The 24,028-nt window shown below is 47.0% G+C and carries 23 protein-coding genes; 7 read left to right on the top strand and 16 right to left on the bottom strand.

Going from position 1 to position 24,028, the window contains the following annotated elements:
* Nucleotide 1: 1 nt before the first annotated feature.
* From BLT32_RS07305 to BLT32_RS07280, 6 genes are all read right to left on the bottom strand, one after another.
* On the bottom strand, nucleotides 2-880 hold the full coding sequence (locus BLT32_RS07305) for a DUF3014 domain-containing protein (RefSeq protein WP_053953705.1): 879 nt from the start codon (nucleotides 878-880) through the stop codon (nucleotides 2-4).
* A gap of 10 nt (nucleotides 881-890) precedes the next feature.
* Nucleotides 891-1,667, bottom strand: coding sequence for a peroxide stress protein YaaA (gene yaaA / locus BLT32_RS07300; protein WP_053953704.1), 777 nt, complete (start codon nucleotides 1,665-1,667; stop codon nucleotides 891-893).
* A gap of 35 nt (nucleotides 1,668-1,702) precedes the next feature.
* A complete protein-coding gene (gene secF, locus BLT32_RS07295; protein ID WP_053953703.1) occupies nucleotides 1,703-2,641 on the bottom strand; it encodes a protein translocase subunit SecF in 939 nt (312 codons plus the stop codon).
* A 15-nt stretch (nucleotides 2,642-2,656) separates the two neighbouring features.
* Nucleotides 2,657-4,501, bottom strand: a complete 1,845-nt coding sequence (gene secD / locus BLT32_RS07290; RefSeq protein WP_053953702.1) for a protein translocase subunit SecD — start codon at nucleotides 4,499-4,501, stop codon at nucleotides 2,657-2,659.
* A gap of 29 nt (nucleotides 4,502-4,530) precedes the next feature.
* Entirely contained in the window at nucleotides 4,531-4,866 is a 336-nt protein-coding gene (gene yajC / locus BLT32_RS07285; protein ID WP_053953701.1) for a preprotein translocase subunit YajC, read from the bottom strand.
* Nucleotides 4,867-5,004: 138 nt separating this feature from the next.
* A complete protein-coding gene (locus tag BLT32_RS07280; RefSeq protein WP_053953700.1) occupies nucleotides 5,005-6,519 on the bottom strand; it encodes a sigma-54-dependent transcriptional regulator in 1,515 nt (504 codons plus the stop codon).
* 109 nt (nucleotides 6,520-6,628) lie between these two features.
* Here BLT32_RS07280 and BLT32_RS07275 point away from each other — a divergent pair, with 109 nt between their 5' ends.
* Nucleotides 6,629-7,246, top strand: coding sequence for a trimeric intracellular cation channel family protein (locus tag BLT32_RS07275; RefSeq protein WP_053953699.1), 618 nt, complete (start codon nucleotides 6,629-6,631; stop codon nucleotides 7,244-7,246).
* Nucleotides 7,247-7,268: 22 nt separating this feature from the next.
* Nucleotides 7,269-8,561 carry a GntP family permease gene (locus tag BLT32_RS07270; RefSeq protein WP_053953698.1) on the top strand — a complete coding sequence of 431 codons (1,293 nt, stop codon included), beginning with the start codon at nucleotides 7,269-7,271 and terminating at the stop codon, nucleotides 8,559-8,561.
* 17 nt (nucleotides 8,562-8,578) lie between these two features.
* On the opposite strand, the gene BLT32_RS07265 is transcribed toward BLT32_RS07270, so the two are convergent.
* Nucleotides 8,579-10,330 (bottom strand): TIGR03545 family protein, encoded by a 1,752-nt coding sequence (locus tag BLT32_RS07265; protein WP_053953697.1) that lies wholly within the window; start codon nucleotides 10,328-10,330, stop codon nucleotides 8,579-8,581.
* 2 nt (nucleotides 10,331-10,332) lie between these two features.
* The gene (locus tag BLT32_RS07260; protein WP_053953696.1) at nucleotides 10,333-10,839 is read right to left on the bottom strand and encodes a DUF2062 domain-containing protein; all 507 of its coding nucleotides are present in this window, start codon (nucleotides 10,837-10,839) and stop codon (nucleotides 10,333-10,335) included.
* A 130-nt stretch (nucleotides 10,840-10,969) separates the two neighbouring features.
* Between BLT32_RS07260 and BLT32_RS07255 the strand changes: the two genes are divergently transcribed.
* Together BLT32_RS07255 and rimI are read left to right on the top strand one after the other, a co-directional pair.
* Nucleotides 10,970-12,433 (top strand): RimK family ATP-grasp domain-containing protein, encoded by a 1,464-nt coding sequence (locus tag BLT32_RS07255; RefSeq protein WP_053953695.1) that lies wholly within the window; start codon nucleotides 10,970-10,972, stop codon nucleotides 12,431-12,433.
* Nucleotides 12,434-12,449: 16 nt separating this feature from the next.
* The gene (gene rimI / locus BLT32_RS07250) at nucleotides 12,450-12,911 is read left to right on the top strand and encodes a ribosomal protein S18-alanine N-acetyltransferase (protein ID WP_053953694.1); all 462 of its coding nucleotides are present in this window, start codon (nucleotides 12,450-12,452) and stop codon (nucleotides 12,909-12,911) included.
* On the opposite strand, the gene glpQ is transcribed toward rimI, so the two are convergent.
* Together glpQ and BLT32_RS07240 are read right to left on the bottom strand one after the other, a co-directional pair.
* A complete protein-coding gene (gene glpQ, locus BLT32_RS07245; protein WP_053953693.1) occupies nucleotides 12,886-13,905 on the bottom strand; it encodes a glycerophosphodiester phosphodiesterase in 1,020 nt (339 codons plus the stop codon). The two genes, rimI and glpQ, sit on opposite strands and share 26 nt — an antisense overlap.
* Nucleotides 13,898-14,950 (bottom strand): cysteine synthase A, encoded by a 1,053-nt coding sequence (locus BLT32_RS07240; RefSeq protein WP_053953692.1) that lies wholly within the window; start codon nucleotides 14,948-14,950, stop codon nucleotides 13,898-13,900. The genes glpQ and BLT32_RS07240 overlap by 8 nt, the downstream gene beginning before the upstream one ends.
* Nucleotides 14,951-15,164: 214 nt before the next feature.
* Here BLT32_RS07240 and BLT32_RS07235 point away from each other — a divergent pair, with 214 nt between their 5' ends.
* The 3 genes from BLT32_RS07235 (at nucleotide 15,165) to cfa (ending at nucleotide 17,889) form a co-directional block, all read left to right on the top strand.
* Nucleotides 15,165-15,503 carry a P-II family nitrogen regulator gene (locus BLT32_RS07235; protein ID WP_053953691.1) on the top strand — a complete coding sequence of 113 codons (339 nt, stop codon included), beginning with the start codon at nucleotides 15,165-15,167 and terminating at the stop codon, nucleotides 15,501-15,503.
* 11 nt (nucleotides 15,504-15,514) lie between these two features.
* A complete protein-coding gene (locus tag BLT32_RS07230; protein WP_053953690.1) occupies nucleotides 15,515-16,702 on the top strand; it encodes an ammonium transporter family protein in 1,188 nt (395 codons plus the stop codon).
* 71 nt (nucleotides 16,703-16,773) lie between these two features.
* Nucleotides 16,774-17,889, top strand: a complete 1,116-nt coding sequence (gene cfa, locus BLT32_RS07225; protein WP_053953689.1) for a cyclopropane fatty acyl phospholipid synthase — start codon at nucleotides 16,774-16,776, stop codon at nucleotides 17,887-17,889.
* On the opposite strand, the gene BLT32_RS07220 is transcribed toward cfa, so the two are convergent.
* The 6 genes from BLT32_RS07220 to BLT32_RS07195 all read right to left on the bottom strand — a co-directional run bounded on the left by BLT32_RS07220 (nucleotide 17,886) and on the right by BLT32_RS07195 (nucleotide 23,962).
* The gene (locus BLT32_RS07220) at nucleotides 17,886-18,959 is read right to left on the bottom strand and encodes an AI-2E family transporter (protein WP_053953688.1); all 1,074 of its coding nucleotides are present in this window, start codon (nucleotides 18,957-18,959) and stop codon (nucleotides 17,886-17,888) included. The two genes, cfa and BLT32_RS07220, sit on opposite strands and share 4 nt — an antisense overlap.
* An 11-nt stretch (nucleotides 18,960-18,970) precedes the next feature.
* On the bottom strand, nucleotides 18,971-19,531 hold the full coding sequence (locus BLT32_RS07215) for a gamma-glutamylcyclotransferase (RefSeq protein WP_053953687.1): 561 nt from the start codon (nucleotides 19,529-19,531) through the stop codon (nucleotides 18,971-18,973).
* 10 nt (nucleotides 19,532-19,541) lie between these two features.
* Nucleotides 19,542-21,428 (bottom strand): hypothetical protein, encoded by a 1,887-nt coding sequence (locus BLT32_RS07210; protein ID WP_053953686.1) that lies wholly within the window; start codon nucleotides 21,426-21,428, stop codon nucleotides 19,542-19,544.
* A 91-nt stretch (nucleotides 21,429-21,519) separates the two neighbouring features.
* Nucleotides 21,520-22,272 carry a sulfite exporter TauE/SafE family protein gene (locus BLT32_RS07205; protein WP_176764949.1) on the bottom strand — a complete coding sequence of 251 codons (753 nt, stop codon included), beginning with the start codon at nucleotides 22,270-22,272 and terminating at the stop codon, nucleotides 21,520-21,522.
* Nucleotides 22,273-22,388: 116 nt separating this feature from the next.
* Entirely contained in the window at nucleotides 22,389-23,018 is a 630-nt protein-coding gene (locus BLT32_RS07200; RefSeq protein WP_053953685.1) for a peroxiredoxin, read from the bottom strand.
* Between the two features lie 47 nt (nucleotides 23,019-23,065).
* Nucleotides 23,066-23,962 carry an MBL fold metallo-hydrolase gene (locus BLT32_RS07195; RefSeq protein ID WP_053953684.1) on the bottom strand — a complete coding sequence of 299 codons (897 nt, stop codon included), beginning with the start codon at nucleotides 23,960-23,962 and terminating at the stop codon, nucleotides 23,066-23,068.
* Between the last annotated feature and the right edge of the window lie 66 nt (nucleotides 23,963-24,028).

Raw genomic sequence — 24,028 nt, 5'->3', positions numbered from 1 at the left:
ACTACTGCAGTGCCCTTTGGATTTCTCTAAGTTTTTGTTTAATACGCTCGATATTGTCCGGCCCCATGCGCAACAATTGCTTTTGGGCTGCCGGTAACGCTTCATAAGCATCATCCGCATAAGTATACATGACGCTGTCAGCGTTCACCTCGACCAAACCTTCCGGCACTGGTGTCGACAGCAGCACATCGATAGCTTCGATTAGGGTGTCATCAAAGTTTGAATCCGGGTAACCAATTTCCGCATACGCTTCCTGAACTAAAGGCTTAAAGAGCTCGTAGTTGTCAGCTAATGCGTAGGCGTCCAGACTAACGAACCAGTCGACTAGTGCGTCGTAACGACGGTAGGAACTCTCATCAATATAAAGCTCACCATCCACTTCTATAACGCTAAAACGACCATCCGGGCGCTGCACAATAGTGCGGTCTCGAACAATACTGCCATTACTAATATTGTCGGCTAATACGACAGCGTCGCGGATAAGCTGAGAGCTTTTCAGCGGACGAATGTTAATATCGCTTGAGTCCAGCTCCTGTAAAACCGTCGGCGTACTGTTGTTAAGCTCTGGTAGTGCTATTTGTTCAGGCTCGGGGTCTTCTTCGGTTTGTTCAACCGGTTCAGGCTCTGGCTCTACGGGTTCGGGTAAAGTTTCCGGCTCTTGTTCTGCAGGCTCTTCAGGTTCGTATGACTCTGCTTCTACCTCTGTTGAGGTTGACTGCTCCACAACAACCTTTTCTTGCTGCTGTGGCTTTTCCGAGGGCAACCACCACCAAATAACAGCAGCAATGACCGCAACCACAATGACAATAACAACGGCCCAGGTTGTTTTCCGGCTGGCATCTTCTGTTGCCGGAGAGTTTTCTACTTTGTCTTCACTCATTCAGGGCTCCTTATTTTTGCTCTGCCCGGCAAAACACCAACTCATTACCTTTTGACAGGTCTTCGTTGTAGCTGTATCCGGCCGCATCAAACTCTTTAAGATCAGACACAGATTGTGGCTTTTGGTTCACAATAAAGCGCGCCATCATGCCTCTTGCTTTCTTAGCATAGAAGCTAATGACTTTGTATTGACCATTTTTTTCGTCTTTAAACACCGGCGTTACAATGTCTGCGTTCAGCGCTTTTGGTTTTACCGCAGAAAAATACTCGTTCGATGCCAAGTTAACTAAGATTGAGCTGTCGATAGCGTCCAGGTCTTTATTGAGCTGTTCTGTTATCGACTCACCCCAAAATTCATAAAGGTTTTTGCCTTTCTCGGTTTGCAGCTTCGTGCCCATTTCCAGGCGGTATGGCTGCATTAAGTCAAGAGGTCTTAATACACCATATAGCCCTGACAATATGCGTAAATGCTGCTGCGCATTATTCACTGCCTCAGCATCTAACGAAGCTGCCTCTAAACCCGTGTAGACATCTCCGTTAAACGCATACATTGCAGGACGAGCATTTTCTTCCGTGAACGGCCGTTGCCACTCTTCAAATCGCGCAGCGTTAAGCCCGGCTAACTTATCACTAATTTTCATTAGCGAGCCTAAGTCTTGTGGACTTAATTTGCGACAGACTTTAACCAAGGCCTCTGCCTGGTCCAGCATTCTTGGCTGGGTGACGTCTAACTTCGGCAAGTCACTGTCATAGTCTAGATTTTTAGCAGGTGAAACAACGGCTAGCATGCTCTAATCTCCTGTAATGTTAACTCAGGACCCTCTTATTGAAGAGGATCCTGGTCTGCACCTTCTTTTTCAACTTCCGGAGGCATTAAGTCTTCTCGGCTTACACCAAAGGCTAAGGCGACGGTACTTGCAATGTAAATTGACGAGTAGGTACCGATAACCACACCGAATAACAACGCTGTTGCGAAACCGTGAATTAATGGACCGCCTAAGAAGAACAACGTCAGCAACACCAAAATAGTGGTAATGGACGTGACCAAAGTACGGCTTAATGTGTCAGTCAGTGCCCGGTTCACAGTTTGAATAGGCGTTAACTTAGCGTACTTACGGAACGTTTCACGTATACGGTCACACACTACAACGGTATCGTTAATGGAGTAACCTATAACCGCAAGAAGCGCTGCCAGTACCGTTAAGTCAAACTCAAGGCCTAACACTGAGAACAATCCAAGTGTAAGAGTCACATCGTGCGCCAACGCAGCGACTGCGCCGACCGCTAAACGCCATTCAAAGCGCATCGCAATGTAAAGCAAAATACAGATTAGCGCTGTCAGCATAGCTAAACCGCCCTGCTCAATGAACTCGTCACCAACATTGGGGCCAACGAATTCAATACGGCGCATTTCAACTGTCTTATCGAACTCTGCACGCAGTGCTTCGAGGATATTTGAACCAAGCTCTTCGGCTTTTACGTCAGCACGGGGTTCCAGGCGAATAAGAATATCTTCCTGCGTTCCGTAATTCTGAACAACAGCATCGCCGAAGCCTTCGCTTTCTAACGAGCTACGTACTCGGTTGAGGTCCGCAGGCTCTTCAAAGCCAACTTCCAACAAAGTACCACCGGTAAAATCGAGACCAAAGTTCAGTTTGTTTACCGACAATGACACGATAGACGCAATAACCAATAATGCACTGATGATTCCGGCAATACCCCGGAAGCGCATAAAGGGAAGTCGTTCTTCTGAATTAATCATATTCCTGTACCTCCCTTATATCGACAGCTTCGATAAGCGCTTGCCACCCCAAACGGAGTTAACAATGGCACGCGTACCGACAATGGCTGTAAACATGGATGTAATAATGCCGATTGCTAGAGTAATAGCGAAGCCTTTAATAGGCCCGTTACCAATAGCGAACAGAATAAGTGCGGCAATTAATGTCGTGACGTTGGCATCGGCTATGGTCGACAGAGCACTGTCATAACCATGATGAATAGCCTGTTGCGGACTGCGCTTCGCTTTTATTTCTTCACGTATACGCTCAAAAATAAGTACGTTCGCATCGACCGCCATACCAACGGTTAAGACAATACCTGCCATACCCGGCAAGGTCAGTGTCGCTCCTGGTATCATCGACATAACGCCAATAATTAAAATTAAGTTGGTTGCCAATGCCGCATTTGCGACCAGACCAAACTTCTTGTAATACACGACCATAAAGGCCAACACTAAAACGAAGCCCCAGAAAATAGCCTGTATACCTGAATCGATGTTTTGCTGACCCAGGCTTGGACCAACGGTTCGCTCTTCAACAATTTGAATAGGCGCAATAAGAGCACCGGCGCGAAGCAGCAGCGCCAGGTTTTGCGCTTCGTTAGCACCAACACCGGTAATACGGAAGCTACTTCCAAGACGAGACTGTACGGTCGCGACGTTGATAACCTCAGCACTTTTCGTGAATTGCAGGTTGCCTTCCGAGTCGCGCTCTTCAGTTGCTTCATACTCAATAAAGACCGTTGCCATTGGCTTACCGACATTGTCCTTTGTTGCCAACGACATTTTGTTACCACCAGCACCGTCTAGCGTTATATTTACCTGAGGACGGTTATATTCGTCGTAGCCAACGCCAGCATTAACAATGTGGTCACCCGTTAAAATAACGTCTTCTTTAAGCAGTTGCTGTGGACCATCTCGCATTGGCAATAATTCACTACCAAAAGGCACGCGGCCATTTTGCGCATCACGGACATCGTTTTCAGTGTCGACCATGCGAAATTCCAGCGTTGCTGTCGCGCCGAGAATTTCTTTTGCCCGGGCAGTGTCCTGAACACCAGGTAACTCAACAACAATGCGATTGGAGCCCTGGCGTTGAATGACCGGCTCGGCGACGCCAAGCTCGTTCACACGGTTACGCATAATGGTAATATTTTGGTCAACTGCGTAGTCGCGCGTTTCGACAATCTTCTGTTCGCTCATTTCTAAGCGCAGAGTACGATTTTCTTCGTCTTCAACAAGTACATAACCTTGATAACGGTTATCAAGGTATTGGGCTGCCTGCTGATACGCTTCGTCGTTACGAAGCTCGACTTCAACGGCTGTGTCGTCAACTCGAACGGCGCTATAACGGATACGCTCTTCACGCAGCTCAGCTCTTACGGTGTCTTTCATGCCATCGACAATTTTGGACATTGCTTCGTCCATATCGATTTCCATTAAGAAGTGGACACCACCACGTAAATCGAGGCCGAGTTTCATTGGTTGGGCACCTAAGCTTTTCAGCCACTCGGGTGTTGCCGGTGCGAGGTTAAGTGCGACAATATAGTCGTCACCCAAGCTATCAAGAATGGTTTCTCTGGCCTTTAACTGCTCGTTGTCTGAGTTCAAACGAACCAACAGTTGTTCATTCTCTAATGACACGCTTTTGGGTTCAATGCCAACACTGTCCAGCGTGTTGCGCACGCGGTCCATAGTGCTTGCATCAATGGTTGCGTTTCTATCTGCGGAAATTTGCACCGCTGGGTCTTCGCCATAAATATTTGGCAGCGCATAAAGCGCTGCCACTAATACAACAAAGATAACCAGCAAGTTTTTCCACAACGGGTATTTGTTTAACACGTCGTGCCCCTGCTTATTTCTTTATCACATTACAGTGATTTCATGGTTCCCTTAGGAAGAACAGAAGTAACAGCACCTTTTTGAATGGTCACTTCTAACTCGTCAGTCAACGCGATAACAACAAAGTCTTTTTCGTCGCTCACTTTGGTGATTTTCCCAACTAACCCACCTTGAGTCAGAACTTCGTCACCTTTGCTCAAAGAGCCCATTAATTCTTTGTGTTTTTTCACGCGCTTTGCTTGTGGGCGGTAAATCATGAAGTAGAAAATCAAAGCGAACATGACCAGCATGAAGATAAGCTCCATACCGCCACCACTTTGTCCACCAGCGTCCTGGGCATAAGCTGAGCTAATAAAAAAGTCCATAAGTTTCCCTCAAATTAACGTTAAATTATTATTCGTTATGATTGCTTCTCCAGAGATATGGGGACAAAGCAACCAAAATACAATTCGTAATTTACAGACAGCGTATCTTAACAGAAAGTTTTTCAACTCTCAGTAGAATCAAATGTCATAACCTAAGCTTTTTAAACGCCGTCTCAAGCCTATCTGTGAGACACGTAGTTCCCACATCATTTTTTCGGTATCACCCCGGTGTTTTGCGTAGCTGTCTTTAATTTCCGATTCGCTGAGATCCTGCGCTGTCTGAAGACCGTCAAAGCGCTGGATTAACTGATAAACCGACGCCCTTGAGATATTCAGCTTTTTGGCAACAGCCTGGAGTTCAAATTGGCAGCTTTCCAGAGCGCCTGTAAGTTCTCCCCGACTCACACTGTTCGGCCGGCGTTGTTTAGGCACAGACTCTGCCGAACCCGTCTGAGGTGACTGAGGCTTCAATAAAGACAACAATTGCGGGTCTAAATACATTTGCTCTTGATCTCGGCTGTCGATAACAACCTGCCTCGCGACATTTCGAAGCTGACGAACATTACCCGGCCAGGTAAAAGTCATCAGCTGTTTCATCAACTCGCCCGGTATGACAAATTGATCCGCTTTTTCAGGATACAACTTGCGCCATTGCTCACGAACAAATGCGTTAAAGAGCAGGCCAATATCTTCTTTACGCTGCACTAATGGCGGCATAAATAGCTGATACGGCGCCAGCTTTTCAAACAACATCGACACCATCGACGACTCATCAACGGCACTACTCTCCTGATGGCTGGTTATTATAATGCGACATTCAATAGGTATGGCTTTAGTGCTACCTTTAGGCATGACACTTTGGCTCTGCAATGCGCGGCTCAGTAGTTGGTGTATGTTGTCTGACGCGTCTTCGATATCTTCCAACACAATAGTGCCGCCAGCCGCCTGCTCGAAATAACCCGGCTGATGCTTAGCATTTCTGACCACCCCAAATAACTCTGTTTCAGCGACCGCATCGTGAATGGCGGCTAAATTCACTGAAATGAAAGGCTTATCATCGCCAAATTGTTCTTTATGAATGGCATACGCGGCTTGTTGCTTACCAACACCAATAGCACCACGAATAATAACAGGTACGGACAACGTCGCCAGATGCTCAACTCGGTGACGTATTGCCTGAATATCTGCGCTAATACCCATTAGCGTATGGCTGTCGTCAACTGTCGTGTCTTTTAACGGAAGGCGTTTAAACAACAGCACAATACGATGGTTAAGTCCGAGTACGACACCGTTATCCAGTTCGTCCTCACTCACCAGATACTCGTCCTGAGGGCGGCGGCCGGCTAATGTCAGAACGGTTTTAGTGCTGTGCGCACGCAACTTGATGCCACCACTGTCAGTGGCCTCAAAGATAATAGGCGAGCGGCTCACATATTCATCGAGCAATGCGCGGCCGGCATTACCATTTTTCGCAAACTCAGGTTTTACACGACTTAAGTAGTCCGTTCCTGATAGGTGCAAGTCGAGCAATGCCGCTCGCTCACCAATACGCTCCCGGTTCGGGTGCGTGGCTATAATGAGCATAGGCACGCGCTGGTATGACTCTACCAGTTCATCAACCGCATGTTTTGTGGTGCACTGGGTAACACTCATTGACGCTAATCCTTAGCTTGACTGTGTGTAAGACGGCATAATTTGTGCTGGGAATCAGCAAAGGTTAATGACAAACTAAGCCTTAACATTTTGACCTTTTATACCGCACATGGAACAGATATTCTACTGGACAGATCAGGCTGGTGTCGCTGTTTTTGCGATAGCTGGCACATTATTAGCGTTTCGTAAGAAAATGGACGGCTTTGGTGTCATTGTTCTCGCTTCTGCGACTGCTATTGGCGGTGGAACGATTCGGGACTTAATACTTGGCTTGCCGGTGTTCTGGACGCACGATGAAGTTTATCTGTACACCATTTTAACCGCTGCATTACTCACCATTGTGTGGTTAAGATTTAAAGCCTACATACCCATGACAACGCTACAAATAGCCGATGCTTTCGGGTTAGCCTTTTTCGCAGCCATGGGCGCCGAAAAGACACTAGCCGCAGGCTTCTCCCCATTTATTGCCGTTATTATGGGTACAATATCGGCGTGTTTCGGCGGCATGCTTCGCGACGTTTTAGCGCGCGACATACCTATGGTGCTAAAAGGCGAACTTTACGCTACGACCTGTCTGGTTGGCGCTACGGTATATGTGTTACTGGTGCCATTCCAACCACTTATTGCGCTCGCCGCCGGTATGTCAGCAACATTAGTCATGCGCTTAGGCGCTATTAAATATCAATGGTCATTGACAGTGTTTCGTGACCATCAGGATCATTACTAGCAAAAAATAATAAGGAAAAACTATGCTAAGTATGATTGGTTTAATTGGAGGGTTAACCTTACTTATCGTGCTTACCCTGCGTGGGGTGAACTTATTCATTAGTGCCCCATTATGTGCGCTGGGCGTTGCAGTGACCAGTAACGTCAGCGTGCTTGCCGGAGATGCTAATTTTGTAACGACTTATATGGATGGCTTTTCTGGATTCATAGCATCTTGGTTTTTTATGTTCTTACTAGGCTCAATGTTCGGTAAGTTTATGGAGGACACTGGTGCTGCAGACAGCTTGGCCAAGTCTATTATCGATAAACTCGGTCGTAAACAAGCGGTACTAGCGGTTGTTCTCGCCTGCGCAGTGCTAACTTACGGCGGAGTGAGTGTGTTTATTGTTGCTTTTTCAGTTTATCCAATGGCTTTAAGCCTTTTTAAAGACGCAAATCTTCCACGCCGATTTATCCCGGCTGCACTTACCTTCGGTTCTGTTACTTTCACAATGACCTCGGCTGGTTCCCCGGAGATACAGAACTGGATACCTATCAAGTATTTAGGGACTTCCCCGTATGCGGCCTGGGAAGTTAGCTTGGTGGTTGCGTGTTTAATGGCTGTTATGGGCTACTGGTGGCTCAAGAAAATGATAAACAAGGCTGTTGCTAATGGAGAGTGCTTTGAAAGTCGCCCCGATGACCCCGAAACAATTGTCCGTGACTTACCTTCCCCGTTGAAATCTCTTATTCCGCTTTTGGTGGTACTCAGTATCTCATTCTTCTTCCACGAAGAGTTTCAGCAAAACGCTTTAATACTGGCGTTGCTGGGTGGCGTTTTGTCATTGGTCATTATTAACATCAAGCATTTTCACCGACCACAGAATGCCATTAATGAGGCAACCGTAGGAGCTCTTCTCGCGATTGGTAATACCGCCGCTGTTGTTGGCTTTGGTAGCGTCGCTAAAATAACGCCAGCGTTTGAACAGGCTGTTACAGCAATGACAGGATTACCCGGCAATGAGCTGGTGGGGGCAGCAGTAGCGGTCAGTGTGATTGCGGGACTGACGGGTTCAGCTTCCGGAGGACAGGCCATAGCGCTTCCAGAAGTGGGGCCTCACTATTTAGAGGCCGGCGTTAACCCTGAACAGCTTCATCGAATTGTCTCAATTTCTTCCGGAGCCTTAGATTCACTGCCTCATAATGGCTATATCGTTACAACCATTCGCGCTATCTGTAAGGAAACTCACGGCGCCGCATATTGGCCAATAGCTGCGGTAACCGTGGTTGTCCCTTTTATTGGGCTAGCTATCGCTATTGGCCTGTTTATGATTTAACGCATGGTTTCTTAAGCTTAAGAGTCGCCAAACAGGCGGCCCTTAAGCTTATCTTTCAGACTGTCTTCAATTTTAGACTTCAGTAACTCTTCCAGTTTCTGGTCTTTCTCACCTGATTCGCTGTTCCATTGCGTCAGGCTTTGTAGCAGCTCTTCCTGACCACCTAACTGATCAGACACTTTCGCCGTTAAGTCTGCTTTAATGTCTGCCAGTTTGCCGTCAGCCTCTGACATAGCGGTATCAGCCAGTAAACTGCCCAGTTGATCATCCAGGTCCGAGTCAAAACTCAACGAAGGACTCTGAATATCGCCCGTAATGTTGGTCGCAATGTCCAAACGCTGTAACTGGCTAAGCGCACTGGCAATAGCATTGGTCAGTTTGCTGGAGCCGCTGGCATCCATGTCCAGATTCAGCATTCTGACCATGGCGTTACCATCAAGCTTGTTTTCTCTGACTAAAATAGTGCCGTCACTGTCTAGCAATGAGGAGACAATTTGGGCGCTCAGCTCCGCACTTTCACTCAATCCAAGGTTCTGTAACTGCGCACCTTTTAACTGCCATTGTTGCTTAGCATCAATACCCAAGTCTGAGAGCGAGAGTTCGCCGTTTAAGTTAAACGCCTTCCAGAGTTCACTGTTATCAGCACGCGCCTGGTAGGTCGTTGGCTGCCCCAGTAAATTGTGCTGATGAGTAATATTCTGCCAGTCAACATCAATGACGGTGCCCGCCACCATAAACTCAGTGCGCGCCTTTTTAATCAGAAATTCCGGTGGTGCGTCTTCCTCAGCAAAAGAAATGCTCTGGCCTTCGCCACGGACTGGCTTAACGGTTTCTGAATTGTCTGAACGCGCCAGCATGGGTCCCAGTTGCTCGTAGGCCAGCAACAAGTATTGACTCCATTGCTTCGCCTGTTCACCCAATAGCAGTCCGGTCACGTTCTGTAAGCCCTGCCCGTCCATACTAAAAAACGACTTAATTCTATCAATGTCATTGCCCGGCGCGTTTTTCAGCTCTGTGACTTGTGTTTGCAGTACGTCTTTCGCTTCTGACACTCTGTCCCGGAAGTTTGCTATAGCCTCCTTGTCTTTACGAATAGACTCTTTAAGTTCGTCTAAGGCCTCTTTGCGCGCTGCAATAGCTCCTAAGTCTTTAACATCGCCTTCGGTTATTTCTTTTATCTTTTGCTCGTACTCTTTAATTTTATCTTCACTCGGCAAAGCGTCTTTCGCCGCGATAACTTGCTGCTTCTGCTTCTCATACGCCGCTTTTGACTCTTCAATAACTTTGTCAGTACGAAGGTTTACCTGAGCCATAATCTCATCGGTCGACGGCAGTGACATTTTTAAGTCTTCCCAGGACTGGCCGGCCCACTGCTTCATGTCATCTTCTGACGGCAGAACGTACACCTCGCCTTCACTATCACGCTCTTGATTGACTCTTATACCAGTCATGGTCAGCTGTTCAATAAGAGTGCGCCCCAAAATGAGTTCTGTCGGACTGATATCGGCAGACGCTTCCCCCACTTGCACCCGGTTATACGTTGGTTGCTGAGGATTTGTCACTTGCACACCTTTTATGCGTAACGCCAGTGGCGACCAGCTGTGCTCAACCTGCTCAATATTAACTTCAGCGCCATTTAAGCGCCCGAGTGTATGCTCCAAAGTGACTTTTATAATAGAGTCCAGAAATAACCAGGAAATAGCCACCAACAGCAGCACAAATCCAGCAAATACGGCCAGCCCAGGCCAACGAATAATACCTCGTTTCATGGTTACCCCCTTAGACTCGTATAAATTTGCCAGAACCGACTGCCTTTAATGACTTGCACAACTTTCAGTTTCATAAAGGCTTTTTGAATACGCTTACGATAATTTGCCACGACAAAATAGCTAATAGCGGCAACAAAAGGCGCTGCCAACAAGCTGAAAATGATACTACCCATGGTTATGGTGTGGTTAAACATAGACAACCGCCCTACCGCACTGGCATAAGCGGCTTCGTAGATACCCTGCCAGCTTGAAGCATTCAGAATACTCAGGCCAATGTCGTGGAACACCGGATCCAACAGGTAGGCAATACCCGAGAACACACCGAAAGAAACCAGGAATAAGCTTAAATTCACCCGAAAAATAAGGGCCGCAAGAATAATAATGAGGTTATGGATCCGCCACAGCGGCGTCAGACCAATGAACATTCCTAAAACGACTGCTAACGCCAGCGCCCATGGGCTCGTTTCCGAGTTCAACGCCTTTAGCAGCTTAGCCAAAATTGTCAGCATTTATCTGACTCCTTTCAAAGCAAAAAAACAATAAAATCTGCTTGTTATCCGTTATCTTTCTAATATAGTGTCAGTTGCTTTTAATAAGCAAATAAACTCGTGGGTTTTACACTTTTTATATCAGGACATCATGCAAACTCAGGCTCACGTCATTATTGACGACATGGTCGATTGGCAGCCATATTACCCTAGCCAAAGCTTACTTAGCGCAAGTGAGTACTTGCAAACCACTCACTCGAATTCGCGTCAAAGTATTTTAAATCTTTGTAACGACCTGTCTTACTTGTCGACCGGCTACTATGTCAGCCTATTAGCGGAAGCCCGCGGCCAAAAAGTCATTCCGTCAGTTGCCACTATTAACGATGTGAACAACTTTTCACACTATCAGTTACTCATTAATGCGACCGACCGATCACTTCTGCGTTACCTGCAACAGTCCGACAAGAAATCGTTGTCCTTACTTATTTGTTTAGGTATGTGCGAAGAAAAAGCGCTGACAAACTTTGCCCGGCAGATTTTCGAGCGCTATCCATGCCCAATATTACGAGTACAGCTTGAGTTTAATGGTCGCTGGCATATTTCAGCTTTGCAGGCAGGTGCCCTAAACCAGTTAGACGACAACGAGCAAAGCTTTTTCGGTAATGCTTTGGATCAGTTCAGTAAACGAGTTTGGCGTAAAGCTCGCTCTCGTAAGGAGCTGCGCTTTGATCTGGCCATATTACACAACCCGGATGAGGCGATTCCTACCTCTGACAAACGCGCTTTAAGCCAGTTTATTAAGGCGGCAAAAGAAGCGGATATCGACGCCGAGTTAATAACCGCAGACGACTTCAACCGTTTGCTGGAGTTTGACGCGTTATTTATAAGAGAAACCACGCGAATTAACCATTACACCTACCACTTTGCTAAAAAGGCAGAAGCCAACGGTATGGTGGTGATAGACCACCCTGACGCTATTGTTCAGTGCGCTAATAAGGTGTTTTTAAAAGAGCTGTTAGACAAACACAAAGTAGCCACACCAAAAACTAAATTATTACTGAGTCAATCCGACATCGACTATAAAGCTATTGGTGACTCTTTAGGCTACCCGGTGGTTTTAAAAATTCCTGACGGTTCATTTTCTATCGGTGTCGAGAAGGCAGAAAACCTCGAGCAATTACAAGCGACTGCGGAATCATTATTTAAGCAGTCGACTATTTTGCTGGCACAAGAGTTTATTAAAACGGACTACGACTGGCGTATCGGCGTACTGAATAACCGGCCTATTTATGCCTGCCAGTATTTTATGGTGCGTAACCATTGGCAAATATATAACCATAAAGAGTCATCTTCTCGCGCTAAAAGCGGCTCGTTTACAACGCTGGGGGTGCATCAGGCACCTAAAGATGTGGTTCGCCTGGCATTACAGGCAACCCGGCTTATTGGTGACGGTCTATACGGTGTCGATATTAAACAAACCGAGCACGGCCCCGTGGTAATAGAGATTAACGATAACCCGTCCATTGAATACGGTGTGGAAGATCTACACCTGGGATACGAACTTTACCGCCTAATTATGGCGGACTTTAACCGCAGGCTCGACGAGCGCAAGTAAGATCAGGTAACTCACAGTGAATGTCAATGTCGAACGCGCTCAACTTTCAGACCTGGACAACTTAGTCCGGCTGGAACGCGCGACCTTTAATTACAGTTGCATTAGTCGTCGTAGCTTTAAGCACTTAATGAGCTCTGCAACGGCTTACTGCTGGGTAGCCCGAGGCGGAAACAGACTGCTTGGTTATGCGTTGGTACTGACCCGTAAAAACAGCTCGGTGTGGCGGCTCTACTCCATTGCCGTAGCGCCAGAAGCGCGCGGCAAAGGTATTGGCCAGAAGCTTATGGATGAGCTTATTTCATGCGCTCGAAAAAGCCAGGCGAAAGCTCTTTCATTGGAGGTTAAATCAGACAATAAAGCCGCAATATCCTGGTATCAGGACTGCGGCTTTGAAACTATTGATGTTCTCGCGAACTATTACGATGACAGCTCTGATGGCTTAAAAATGCGCTTTACTTTTGATCCGGAAAGTCCGTAAACGCTCCTTCAACACCGGCGGCTCTCAGCCACTGTCGCAATTGTGAGTGAGACTCTACGCCTTCAGGTAAGTCATCCGCGCGCAAGGTATACACATGAACATCCAGACCTTTTTTGTCGGCCGTGTCTAACACTGTTGACCATTGGGGCTGCCCCTCTTTGACGCCTTCCAGTGCGTGACTCAACCAAAGACCAATGCCCTCGGCATAAGACTTCACTGCTTCCAGTCCGGCACTGGTACGCATGGAGCTGTAATCCACATCGCTCATGCCCCAGTCGTTATCACCAATAAGCTGTATAAGCGGTTGCTCCCAGTTAAACTCACGTTTCAATCGGCGTAGCACTTCCGGGTCGAACGACTGCAAATAAATTGGGGTCGCCATAGTGTCGTGATAACCATTTTGAGCGAGTACCGACATAACCGCAGCCGTTGCATCATATCCCTGTTGCTGGTACCAACGCGGCGACTTTATCTCAACGTATATACCTGTGTTTTCTTCGCGACTCCGGTTCAGTTCATGAATTAATTTGAGTTGCTCGTCCAGGGTTTGAATAGGAAAGCGAACCTCAGTATTTGCGAAGCGCTTAGGATATACCAGCTCATAGTCCTTATGCCGTGGCGTTATTGACAGCTGTTTTAACTCAGCAAGGGAAAAATCCACCACATAATAATGACCATCGGGGCGGTGCTTTTCCGGAAATACCTGGGAAACATCAGTAATGTAGTCCAGCACTTCGTCATGCAGCACAACAGGCACACTGTCACGGGTTAACTGTATGTCTTGCTCAATATAGTCTGCGCCCATTGCATGCGCCATAACGGTGCTGGCTTGCGAGTGCTCGGGCACATACCCCGATGCTCCCCGGTGTGCAATGTCTATGAACTGCGGTATTTTCAGATCGGACAGTGACCCTTGCTGCGGCAGAACTTCTGCCGTTGCCGAAGAGACAATAACGCCCAGAAAACTTACCGCATAGACAAGTATTTTAGTCATTATTCCAGCTCACATTTAATACCTTATCGCCCAATGAACGATAGCGCTCAAACAATGCGTCTATCGCCTCCGGTTCAGGGCTCAACTCGCGGCCTCGAAGGTATTCCGGGTTATACAATTTACTGGCTGAACGTTCACCTAAGTCACAGGCGAAAGTCACAATACGTTGTCCAGCCCCTTTTTTCAGAGCTGCAGCTAAAGCAGCCGCAACATTCAGTGCAGAGCTGCTGCCGAGTACAATGCCGTCATGGTCGCGTACGTAACGGGAGATAGTCACTAAATCCTGATCCGGCAAGTTAACCGCATGGTCTATTTTTGCCTGCTTAAAATTGTCGACCAAACGCATAATACCGATACCCTCAGTCATCGAACCGCCATGTGACACATATTCGCCGGTTTTCAGAAACTCATAAATGCCAGAGCCGTCAGGGTCTGCCAGCCACACATCAATGGTCGAGTCCTGCTCTTTGAAAAACTTAGAATTACCGCCAATAGTACCGCCCGTACCTGCCACCGACACAAAAACGTCGATATTACCGTTCATTTGTTCCCAAATTTCAGGCGCGGTGTGCAGGTAATGCGCCCGTGCGTTACTGGTATTTTCAAACTGATTCGCCCACCAGCAATCATCGCGCTCTTCTGCTAAACGACGCGCCGTATGATAAAAGTGGTTTTCATTTTTAAAAGGTACCGGGTCCACTGCCATCAACTCACCGCCATGCAAGCGTATCATTCGCTCTTTTTCCGGAGTCTGGTCATTGGGCATCACCGCCAGCATGTTTAGCCCGTAAGCTTTAGCAACGACAGCCAAACCAATGCCAGTGTTACCCGCAGTACCCTCAACAACGGTCATTCCCGGCTTCAGCTCGCCACGTTCCATGGCATCTTCAATAAGCTGCTTTGCCGCACGGTCTTTAATAGAGCCGCCCGGGTTTTGAAACTCGCACTTCAGGAATATGTCGCACCCCGTCAAATCCGATAATGACGGAATACGTAAGAGATCGGTCTGCCCAATTAAGTCACTCTGACGTTCACCTACCAGCATGGCTAAACCCTTTAATCATTCAATAGTGTTGGTAAATAGTATCTCTTCTGAGCACACCGCATCAATAGGACTTTTTGGTGCAATGCACCCGCTTAGTGCAAGTTTCCGCTTTAATAAGCTCTTAAAAAGAAATTTAACCTTAAAAATCAACACTTTGTTTTTTGGCATGGTTCGTGAAAGGCAAAGTTAACACTGCATTAACAAGGTAAAGCCCATGAAAATGATTATCGCATTAATTAAGCCGTTTAAATTGGACGACGTGAAGGAGTCTTTATTCGAGATAGGCTGCCAAGGACTAACCGTATCGGAAGTCAGAGGTGTTGGTCGTCAAAAAGGACACACCGAACTTTACCGAGGCGCCGAATACACCGTTGATTTTCTCCCTAAAATTCGTATCGAAATTGCGGTTAGTGACGCGCAGCTAGAGCGAGCGTTAGAAGTCATTCAGTCAGCGGCGCAGACCGGCGCCATTGGCGATGGGAAAATTTTTGTCACCCCTTTAGAGCATTGCATACGCATTCGCACTGGAGAAACGAACGAACAAGCTTTATAGAGGAAGCACTCATGGAATCTCAACAGCACTTAGCGCAACTGCCTTATGTTTTAGACACTTTCTTTTTATTAATCTCCGGCGCCTTTGTTATGTGGATGGCGGCGGGCTTCTCTATGCTTGAAGCCGGTTTGGTCAGAGCTAAAAACACGACAGAGATACTGACTAAGAATATCACCCTATATGCGTTAGCCTGCCTCAGCTATTTGTTTATTGGTTATGCCATCATGTACCCAGATGCCGCGCCAACAGCCCACGCAGCTGACGCCGGCTTCTTTTTCCAAATGGTGTTTGTTGCCACCGCAATGTCTATTGTTTCGGGCGTTGTTGCAGAGCGCATGAAACTCAATAGTTTTTTACTTTTTTGTGTTGCATTAAGCGCCTTTATTTACCCAATCCAGGGCGCATGGAGCTGGGGTGGCGGTTTCCTGTCAGAACTTGGCTTCGTTGATTTTGCCGGTTCAAGTATTGTTCACCTAACCGGAGCATCCGCCGCTTTTGCCGCTGTTCTATTACTTGGTCCACGCTTGGGCAAATATTCTAAATCAGGTGCCGTAATGGCCATTCCAGGCGCTAATATGCCACTGGCCACTTTGGGAACTCTGGTTTTATGGTTCGGATGGTTCGGCTTTAATGGCGGCTCTCAGCTTGCATTAAGCTCTACCGCGGATGCCAATGCTATTGCTTCCGCCTTTGTGAATACCAACATATCAGCAGCGGGAGGAACGGTCGCGGCCTATTTGTTTACCAAAGTCTTTTTTAAAAAGGCTGACCTCACGATGATTCTAAATGGCGCCCTCGCAGGCTTAGTTGCTATAACAGCACAACCCGTTACTCCACCAAGTTGGCTGGCGGCCATTGTTGGCTTTACGGCAGGAATACTGGTTGTGCTATCCATTATTTTTCTGGACAAACTGCATATCGATGACCCTGTTGGGGCTATTTCAGTTCACGGGGTGGTGGGAATATTCGGTACCCTGGTCGTTCCAATCAGTGACTCGGGGGCAACTCTGCTTAACCAGTTGATAGGAGCATCCGTCATTCTGGCCTGGGGCTTTTTAACGAGCTTTGTCCTTTGGGGGTTACTGAAATTCACAATCGGAATAAGGGTCACCAAAGAACAAGAGTATGCGGGCTTAGATAAAGTGGACTGCGGCGTGGAGGCTTACCCTGAATTTATTCGCTCTCCGGAAGGACAGTGACTACTCATTGTCAGGGTTATAGCTTCCTGTTAAGTTAATGCGACATTTCTGGAAAGAATGGACCAAATGTTATGGCAACCTCTAAGGCATATGTTGAGGAATTATTAGCCCAGGCCGATATTCGCATTAACGGAAACCGCGCCTGGGATATGCAAGTTCATGACGAGTCTGTTTTTGATGAGGCTCTTTCGCGTGGCAACCTGGGACTTGGTGAGTCTTATATGGCTCGGCTGTGGGACGCCGAGTCATTGGATCAGTTCTTTTTTAAGCTGCTGCGCTCTGGCATTCAGGACGAAGTAAACCCTGCCCGGCTCATTTTTCACTCTCTGAAAAGCCGCTTATTTAACTTACAGGACAAGTCGCGTGCCTGGAAAGTCGGACAACACCACTACGACATGGGCAACGACCTGTATCAAGCCATGCTTGATGACAACATGGTCTATACCTGCGGTTACTGGGAAAAAGCGGATAACGTAAACGACGCACAACGTGACAAGCTAGAGCTATGCTGCCAAAAGCTAGGGCTGAAACCAGGCATGACGGTGCTGGATATTGGTTGCGGCTGGGGTAGCTTCATGAAATACGCTGCTGAAAACTATGGTGTGAAATGTGTGGGCGTCACCATTTCCAAAGAGCAGGTGGCGCTGGGCGAGAAACGCTGTGAGGGGCTACCTGTCGAGTTCCGTTTACAGGACTACCGTGACTTAAACGAGCAGTTTGACCGAGTCATTAGCTTGGGCATGTTTGAGCACGTTGGGCAGAAAAACTACGACGACTATATGGATGTGGCATTACGCTGCACCAAGCCTGACGGACTTTTTCTGCTTCACACTATTGGTAAAAACGTCAGTGATACGGCGGCAGACCCATGGATAAGCAAATACATTTTCCCCAACGGCGAAATTCCTTCTATTTCTCAAATTGGACAAGCGCTGGAACAGAAGTTTGTCTGCGAAGATCTTCATAACTTTGGGGCGTATTACGATAAAACGCTCATGGCTTGGTTTGAGAACTTTGATGCGGCCTGGCCGCAGCTTAAAAGCCAGTTTGATGATGAGTTTTATCGCATGTGGAAATATTATCTGCTGTCTTGCGCCGGTGCTTTCCGCGCTCGCGACATTCAGCTTTGGCAGTGGGTATTATCGCCTAAAGGTCAGCTCGACGGTTATTTAAGACCGCAGCTTTAACGCTGCGGTTTATCGTCTTCATAGACATCGGTGGTATTAAACTCGGACATAAACAGCTGCCAAAACACCAAGAATAGCGCGGCAATGAGAGGCCCTAAAACGAAGCCGGTAATACCAAATAATGCAATACCGCCCAGCGTTGAAAACAACACTAAATAATCCGGCAGTTTGGTATCACGTCCCACTAAAAGAGGACGCAGTACATTGTCGGCCAGACCAATGACCACTGCGCCGTAGGCTACTAGTATAGAGCCAGCAACCCAACTTCCCGTCGCAAAGAGGTAAATCGATACCGGCAACCACACCAAGCTTGCTCCCACTGCAGGTATTAGCGACAAGAACGCCATAACCACACCCCATAAAATCGGGCCGGGAATATCTAACAACCAAAATATAAGGCCACCTAACGCACCTTGCACCATAGCAACGACAATGTTTCCTTTTACTGTCGCACGAGTCACTTCGGCGAACTTTTGAAACAATTGGCGTTCACGTTCGTCACCCAGTGGCAATGCCTTCATCAAGACATACAGCAACTGCTTACCGTCGCGAAGCAAAAAGAAGGTCAAATACAGCATAAGTGCGACACTCATAATAAAAGCAAACGTATTTTGACCAATACTTAAAGCTTGCTCCGCGAACATTCGGCTTGCCGTCACAGCGAATGATGACAGGCGCTCTCTAACGTCGGCTGGCGTAATATCGAACTGAGCCAGTAAGTCATTAATAAAAGGAAATGCGGTTCTAATTTCTTCGAAAAACTCACCCGGGTTGACCTTGCCTGAGTCAAGCTTTTGATAAAAGCTCAGACCTTCCTGAACAAACGAATAAGCAATGCCTAACACCGGTAATACAACAATGAACAAGGCCACCATCAGCGTACTTAAGGCCGCTCGGTTTGGCTTCTCGCCAAAAATACTTTTCAGTTTTTCCTGAAGAGGAAAGAATATAACCGCCACTGCGCAAGCCCAAAATATAGCTCCCCAGAACGGTTTCAGTACCAAGGCAAACACAACATTGACAAGCGCCAAAGCCAGTATGAACGAACGCCTTTCAATAGACTCACGCATGGTGATATTCCCTAACTATTTATTAAATCTTGGTAAATGTCGTAAACATGCGGGTCGTGAACATCTAACTGTTCAAGCGCGAGCTGTAGCTTCACCAAATACTCACTGTTTGGACCGCTTGGGCCTGACGCCTGCCCGATATGCTCAGCCAACTCTTTACTGCTGGCAGGCCCTAAGAAGGCTTCGTTGTCCTCGGTTGCAATATAGACAAGCCCTTCATGCTGGCTGCCGTCTCGAAACGTCATGGGTGTGGTAAAGCGTAAATAACCGTTTTTCTCACGATGATCTAAGTGCTCAAACACATCGGGCGTTACTTTGTAGGCCATACCCGTACACTTTTCTCCCGGCGTTTCGATTAATGTCAAAACGCGCCCCGGTGCTTCCGGCGTACCACGGTGGTCGTGTGACCCCTGCCAAAAACGTCGCGACCAACCTTCAATGTAAGCCGGTGCGCGCTCTAAGTAAGGAAAGTCGACCTTGTAAATCAACGACCCATAGCCGAACAGCCAAACCTCGCTATGACCACTTAAGTCGTGACGTTTCTTGTTTTCGGCTATGGTGTTTTGCGACATACTTCTCCCGTTACGGCCTGTCGTTATTTAAGTCTTCTTCCTGTCGGAGGTAACCGGCGGCTTCCTCATCAGACGTTTGCTGCTTCTCATCTAAACGTTCTTGAGAGCCTGGAATCGCGCGAGTCTGCTCATTAAGCTGATGAATTTGCGACGCATTACCCAAGTCACGCTTGCTCGTCAGCGACGCTATTGACTCTCTGTCTTTCAAAAAGTCTATCACATCGTTTCGTATACTCTCGAGCTCCGCATCGGCTCTGTGCATTTCCAGAATATGCCGCGGGTGCTCGAGGTTTCTCATACCGGTAGCAGCAAAGGTCGTCGTTACTAATCGGGAAACAATAACCCAAGGGGTAATACTGCTTCTAACCAGCGTATTTTCAGAGCGTGTGCTGTCGTGAATACCGGTTCCGGTTGATATTTTAGACTCGGTGAATGTACCTTCACACTTAAAATAAATAAGTAACGACTCAAACTGGATCTCCGCGAAGAATAGGTGTGCTACATTCGCCAGCAAGTGGGCAAAGGCCTTCAACAAATAACCAATTAAAAAAACATGAATGGCTCCAACCGCCACAGTCGCGAATGCTAAAAGCTCAGCAGATGTATTCACTTGATAGTCAATGCCTCGCAAGAAGGCAGCAACTTCTGTCACTTCATAAGCCAAGAGAAAGGTTGCAATAATACCGCCAACAAACAGCAAATTGCCCAGCAGCAGACTTATAAAACGGAACTGACCAAACGATGCACCCAATTCCATATCTTTCACTTTTGGCTGTATTTCCTGGATCATCTCACCATTAAATGCGCCCTTACCATCTACTTGCTCTTGCAAGCTAGGGTTCAGTTCACGATAGACACGATTCGGCACTTCTTTGTAACGGCGATTCGCCATGACCAGGTTGTCGAGGTTGATAAATATTTCCTTCGGGTGCACTGACTCCTGCCAGTTTTCCCGCAGCTCTGATACTTCTGATACCGGGTTGGCTTTTGCAAGGCGCTTTTTAAGTAGCAAAACTGAAATGGCAGTAGATATTAATGCACCCAATGCGATGCCTGTTAGATAAAGCCCCGCATGAAACGAAGGCAACGCAGAAAACCAAACTTCCACTTCTGAGGCTGTCACGCTTTCAGAAGACATCCACCAGGAAAATACGAGCCCCACGACAACCGGCAGTAGCAGTGAGAAAACAACCGTTTTTGCCAAAGCTCCTGCGCCCATTGAGTCAATGGACTGCTCTGCATTTCGTGAAATTGATGTTCCCGCCTTGCGCCATACTTGAATTAAATAAAGCGTCAGCAATACGGTATAAACCGGAAAGGCGAGTTCCCCAGCCTCTCCGGCGAAACCTGCCAAAGACACAAACGCAGCAAAACCGAATGCGATCATGGCGGTAATAGTACGAACCCAGGCGCCAAGCAAACGCTGCGCCATATTACGCACGGGGTATGGCATAAATAGCAGCTTAGGAAAAACCGTATGGGCAATGCGCGCCAACAGTCCTTTAGGCTCTACAAAGGTCGCATTTTTACGACCCATAAGCATTTCTTCCAAGCCCCGATCGGTATAGCCAACATAAGGCATTTCTTCTTGTGAGGTACTGCGCTCCGACTTACTAAAGTTTCGAGCCAGAGACGTTGGGTGGTTACGGCCTACAAAATAGCGAAGCATGGCCATAATACCGCCACTGATGACTTTTATGCCAGCAATCAGCAGCAGTACACCGAATATAGCCAGAACCCAACCGGTAAGCGCGTCTTCTTTGACTGAGCCGGCCGCCGATACCAGCAAAAAGACAGCCGCGACTAGCTGTATACCGCCACGCAAGGCGGTGACAAGTCCCTCTGTTTTAAATGGGTTTTTAAGCCCTAGATCTATGGAGCCGTAATCAAAAGCCACTGACAATCCCCTATTCGCTTTAGACAAAACTAAAGGTTAAAGGTTAACGGCTCGTAAACTTTTGAGCAACGAAAATATCTCAGTTTTCTTTTTAAATCACCGACTTGGTAATCACAAAAATGCCCATTAGCACAAGAAACACAGTAAATCCTTTCTGGAGCTTTTCTTTGGGTAAGCTACGGCCGATTTTAGAGCCAAAAATACTCCCGAGAATTCCGCCGGCTATCATTATAGAAATAATAAACCAGTTAAACTCGACGTCGTTAGCTGACATGACTGCATAATATTTAAAGAAGCCGGCAATAGACTTAATGACGATAATTAACAAACTTGTACCAATTGCCACAGGCATTGATAGTCCGGCTAAAAGAACCAGTGCGGGTACAATGAGAAAGCCTCCGCCGACCCCAACAAAACCGGTTATCACACCCACCACTAAGCCCTCAAGCGTTACTTTGGCATAGTTCATTTCAGTAACCTGGCCAGGAGGCTTAGGCTTACTGCGCCACATAAGTAATGCTGCAACTATCATTAATAGAGAAAAGACAAGTAACTGCCAGCGGCTATCAACTAATGTGCCTATCCACGCACCACCGTATGTACCTATCATCCCGGGAATACCAAATACCCAGAAGTGGCGCCAGCTTACGTTTTTCCGTCTTATGTAGGAAATTGAGCCAAACAAACTGATGCCGGCAACAATTAATAATGACGAGGCAATTGATTCACCTGCGGGCATACCCACTAAGTACATCAGCACAGGAACAGTTAGTATTGAGCCCCCGGAGCCAAATAGGCCTAAACTCAAACCAATAATCACAGCACCTAAAATCGCTAGCAGCATTTTTTTACCTCATATTCTTATTTGAAATATGATTATAACAAAAAAGAATTAAAACAAAAAAGGCCGCGCTTAGTACGCGACCTTTAACCTGTAAATTACTTGCTAACCCGCAGAAATTACTTAAGGTCCGTCAAGCGTAGATAAGGACGCAGTGTCTCCCAGCCTTGCGGGAATTTCGCTTTTGCATCTTCGTCAGAAACACTTGGACGAATAATAACCGGTTTACCGGGCTCCCAATCTGCAGGGCAAGCCACTTCTTGACTATCCGTTGTTTGCAGTGCATCGATTACACGCAAGATTTCGGCGAAATTACGACCTACAGTCATTGGGTAAGTCATCGTCAGGCGAATTTTCATATCCGGGTCAATAATGTAAACCGAGCGGATAGCCGCATTGTCATCTTCATCCGGATGAATCATGTCATACAGTTCAGCCACTGCTTTGTCTTTGTCAGCAACAATAGGAAACTCAAGCACAGTATTTTGTGTTTCGTTAACATCTTTAATCCAACCTAGGTGCTCTTCAACCGTATCAGTTGAAAGGCCTAGTGGCTTAACATTGCGTTTAGCAAACTCTGGAGCTAACTGCGCAGTGCGACCCATTTCAGTCGTACATACTGGCGTGTAGTCGGCCGGATGACTGAAGAAAAACGTCCAAGACCCTTTAGCCCATTCATGAAAGTCGATGGGGCCTGTGGTTGTTTCAATTTTAAAGTTAGGTGCGATAGTGCCAATACGTAAACTCATTAGTATTTCCTCTCTTTCGATTGTCGTCATTTAGTTAATTCAATTAATTAAAATTTATTCGCCGGAATTTTGAAGTAATGCTGTCCATCTTTCTCGGCAGGTGGTAATTGCCCTGCACGCAAGTTAACTTGCAGAGCGTGTAACATTCTGTCTGGCAGCGCCAAGGTTTCATCGCGTTCGTCTCGTACCTTTCGGTACTCCTGCTCGCTGACATCACCCGATAAATGCACATTGCTTTGTTTGTGCTGCGCCACAGTGGCTTCCCACTGAGCCTCGCGTCCGCCTTTTCCGTAGTCATGCCCAACAAACAAGCGTGTCTCTTCGGGAAGGCTCAAGATACGCTGCAATGATTCCCATAAATCTTTTGAAGAACCACCGGGAAAGTCAGCGCGTGACGTACCACTGTCTGGATACATAAATGTGTCATGCACAAATGCGGCGTCACCCACAATATAAGTAATTGAACCCAATGTATGACCCGGTGATAACCAGACTTTGACTTCAAGATCACCAATGCTGAAGGTATCCCCCTCTTTAAATAACCGATCGAAATCCTTTTTCGGATCGAAGAGCCCTGATACGTTGTAGTAATCGCTCCATAGCTCTGCTATTTCACAGGTCTTCTCTCCAATAGCATTAGGTGCACCGGTTTTCTCTTTTAAATAAGCTGATGCCATCAAGTGGTCAGCGTGCGGGTGCGTATCTAAAACCCATTCGATGGTTAGACCGTTGTCTTTCGCCAGCTCCAATACTTCGTCAGCGCTCTCAAATGACGTTTTTGCGCTGCGCGGATCGAAGTTCTGAACAACGTCAATAAGCGCCGCTTTTTTGGTATTAGGATCTGCAACGATATACTGAACAGATCCAGTGTCTTTTTCGTAGATTCCCCATACATCAGGAGAACTTCCACCTGTCGATGGGCTTTTGCGAATGATGCTTGTCATAATGACCTCCTCGCTTGAGTTTGGTTATAAGCATATAACAAAAAGTAATTACTTCAAGCGATCAGC

The organism is Idiomarina zobellii, from assembly GCF_900100855.1.
GTDB lineage: Bacteria > Pseudomonadota > Gammaproteobacteria > Enterobacterales > Alteromonadaceae > Idiomarina > Idiomarina zobellii.
The sequence above is the reverse complement of the archived record's forward strand: the minus strand, read 5'-3'. Positions and strand labels throughout refer to the sequence as shown.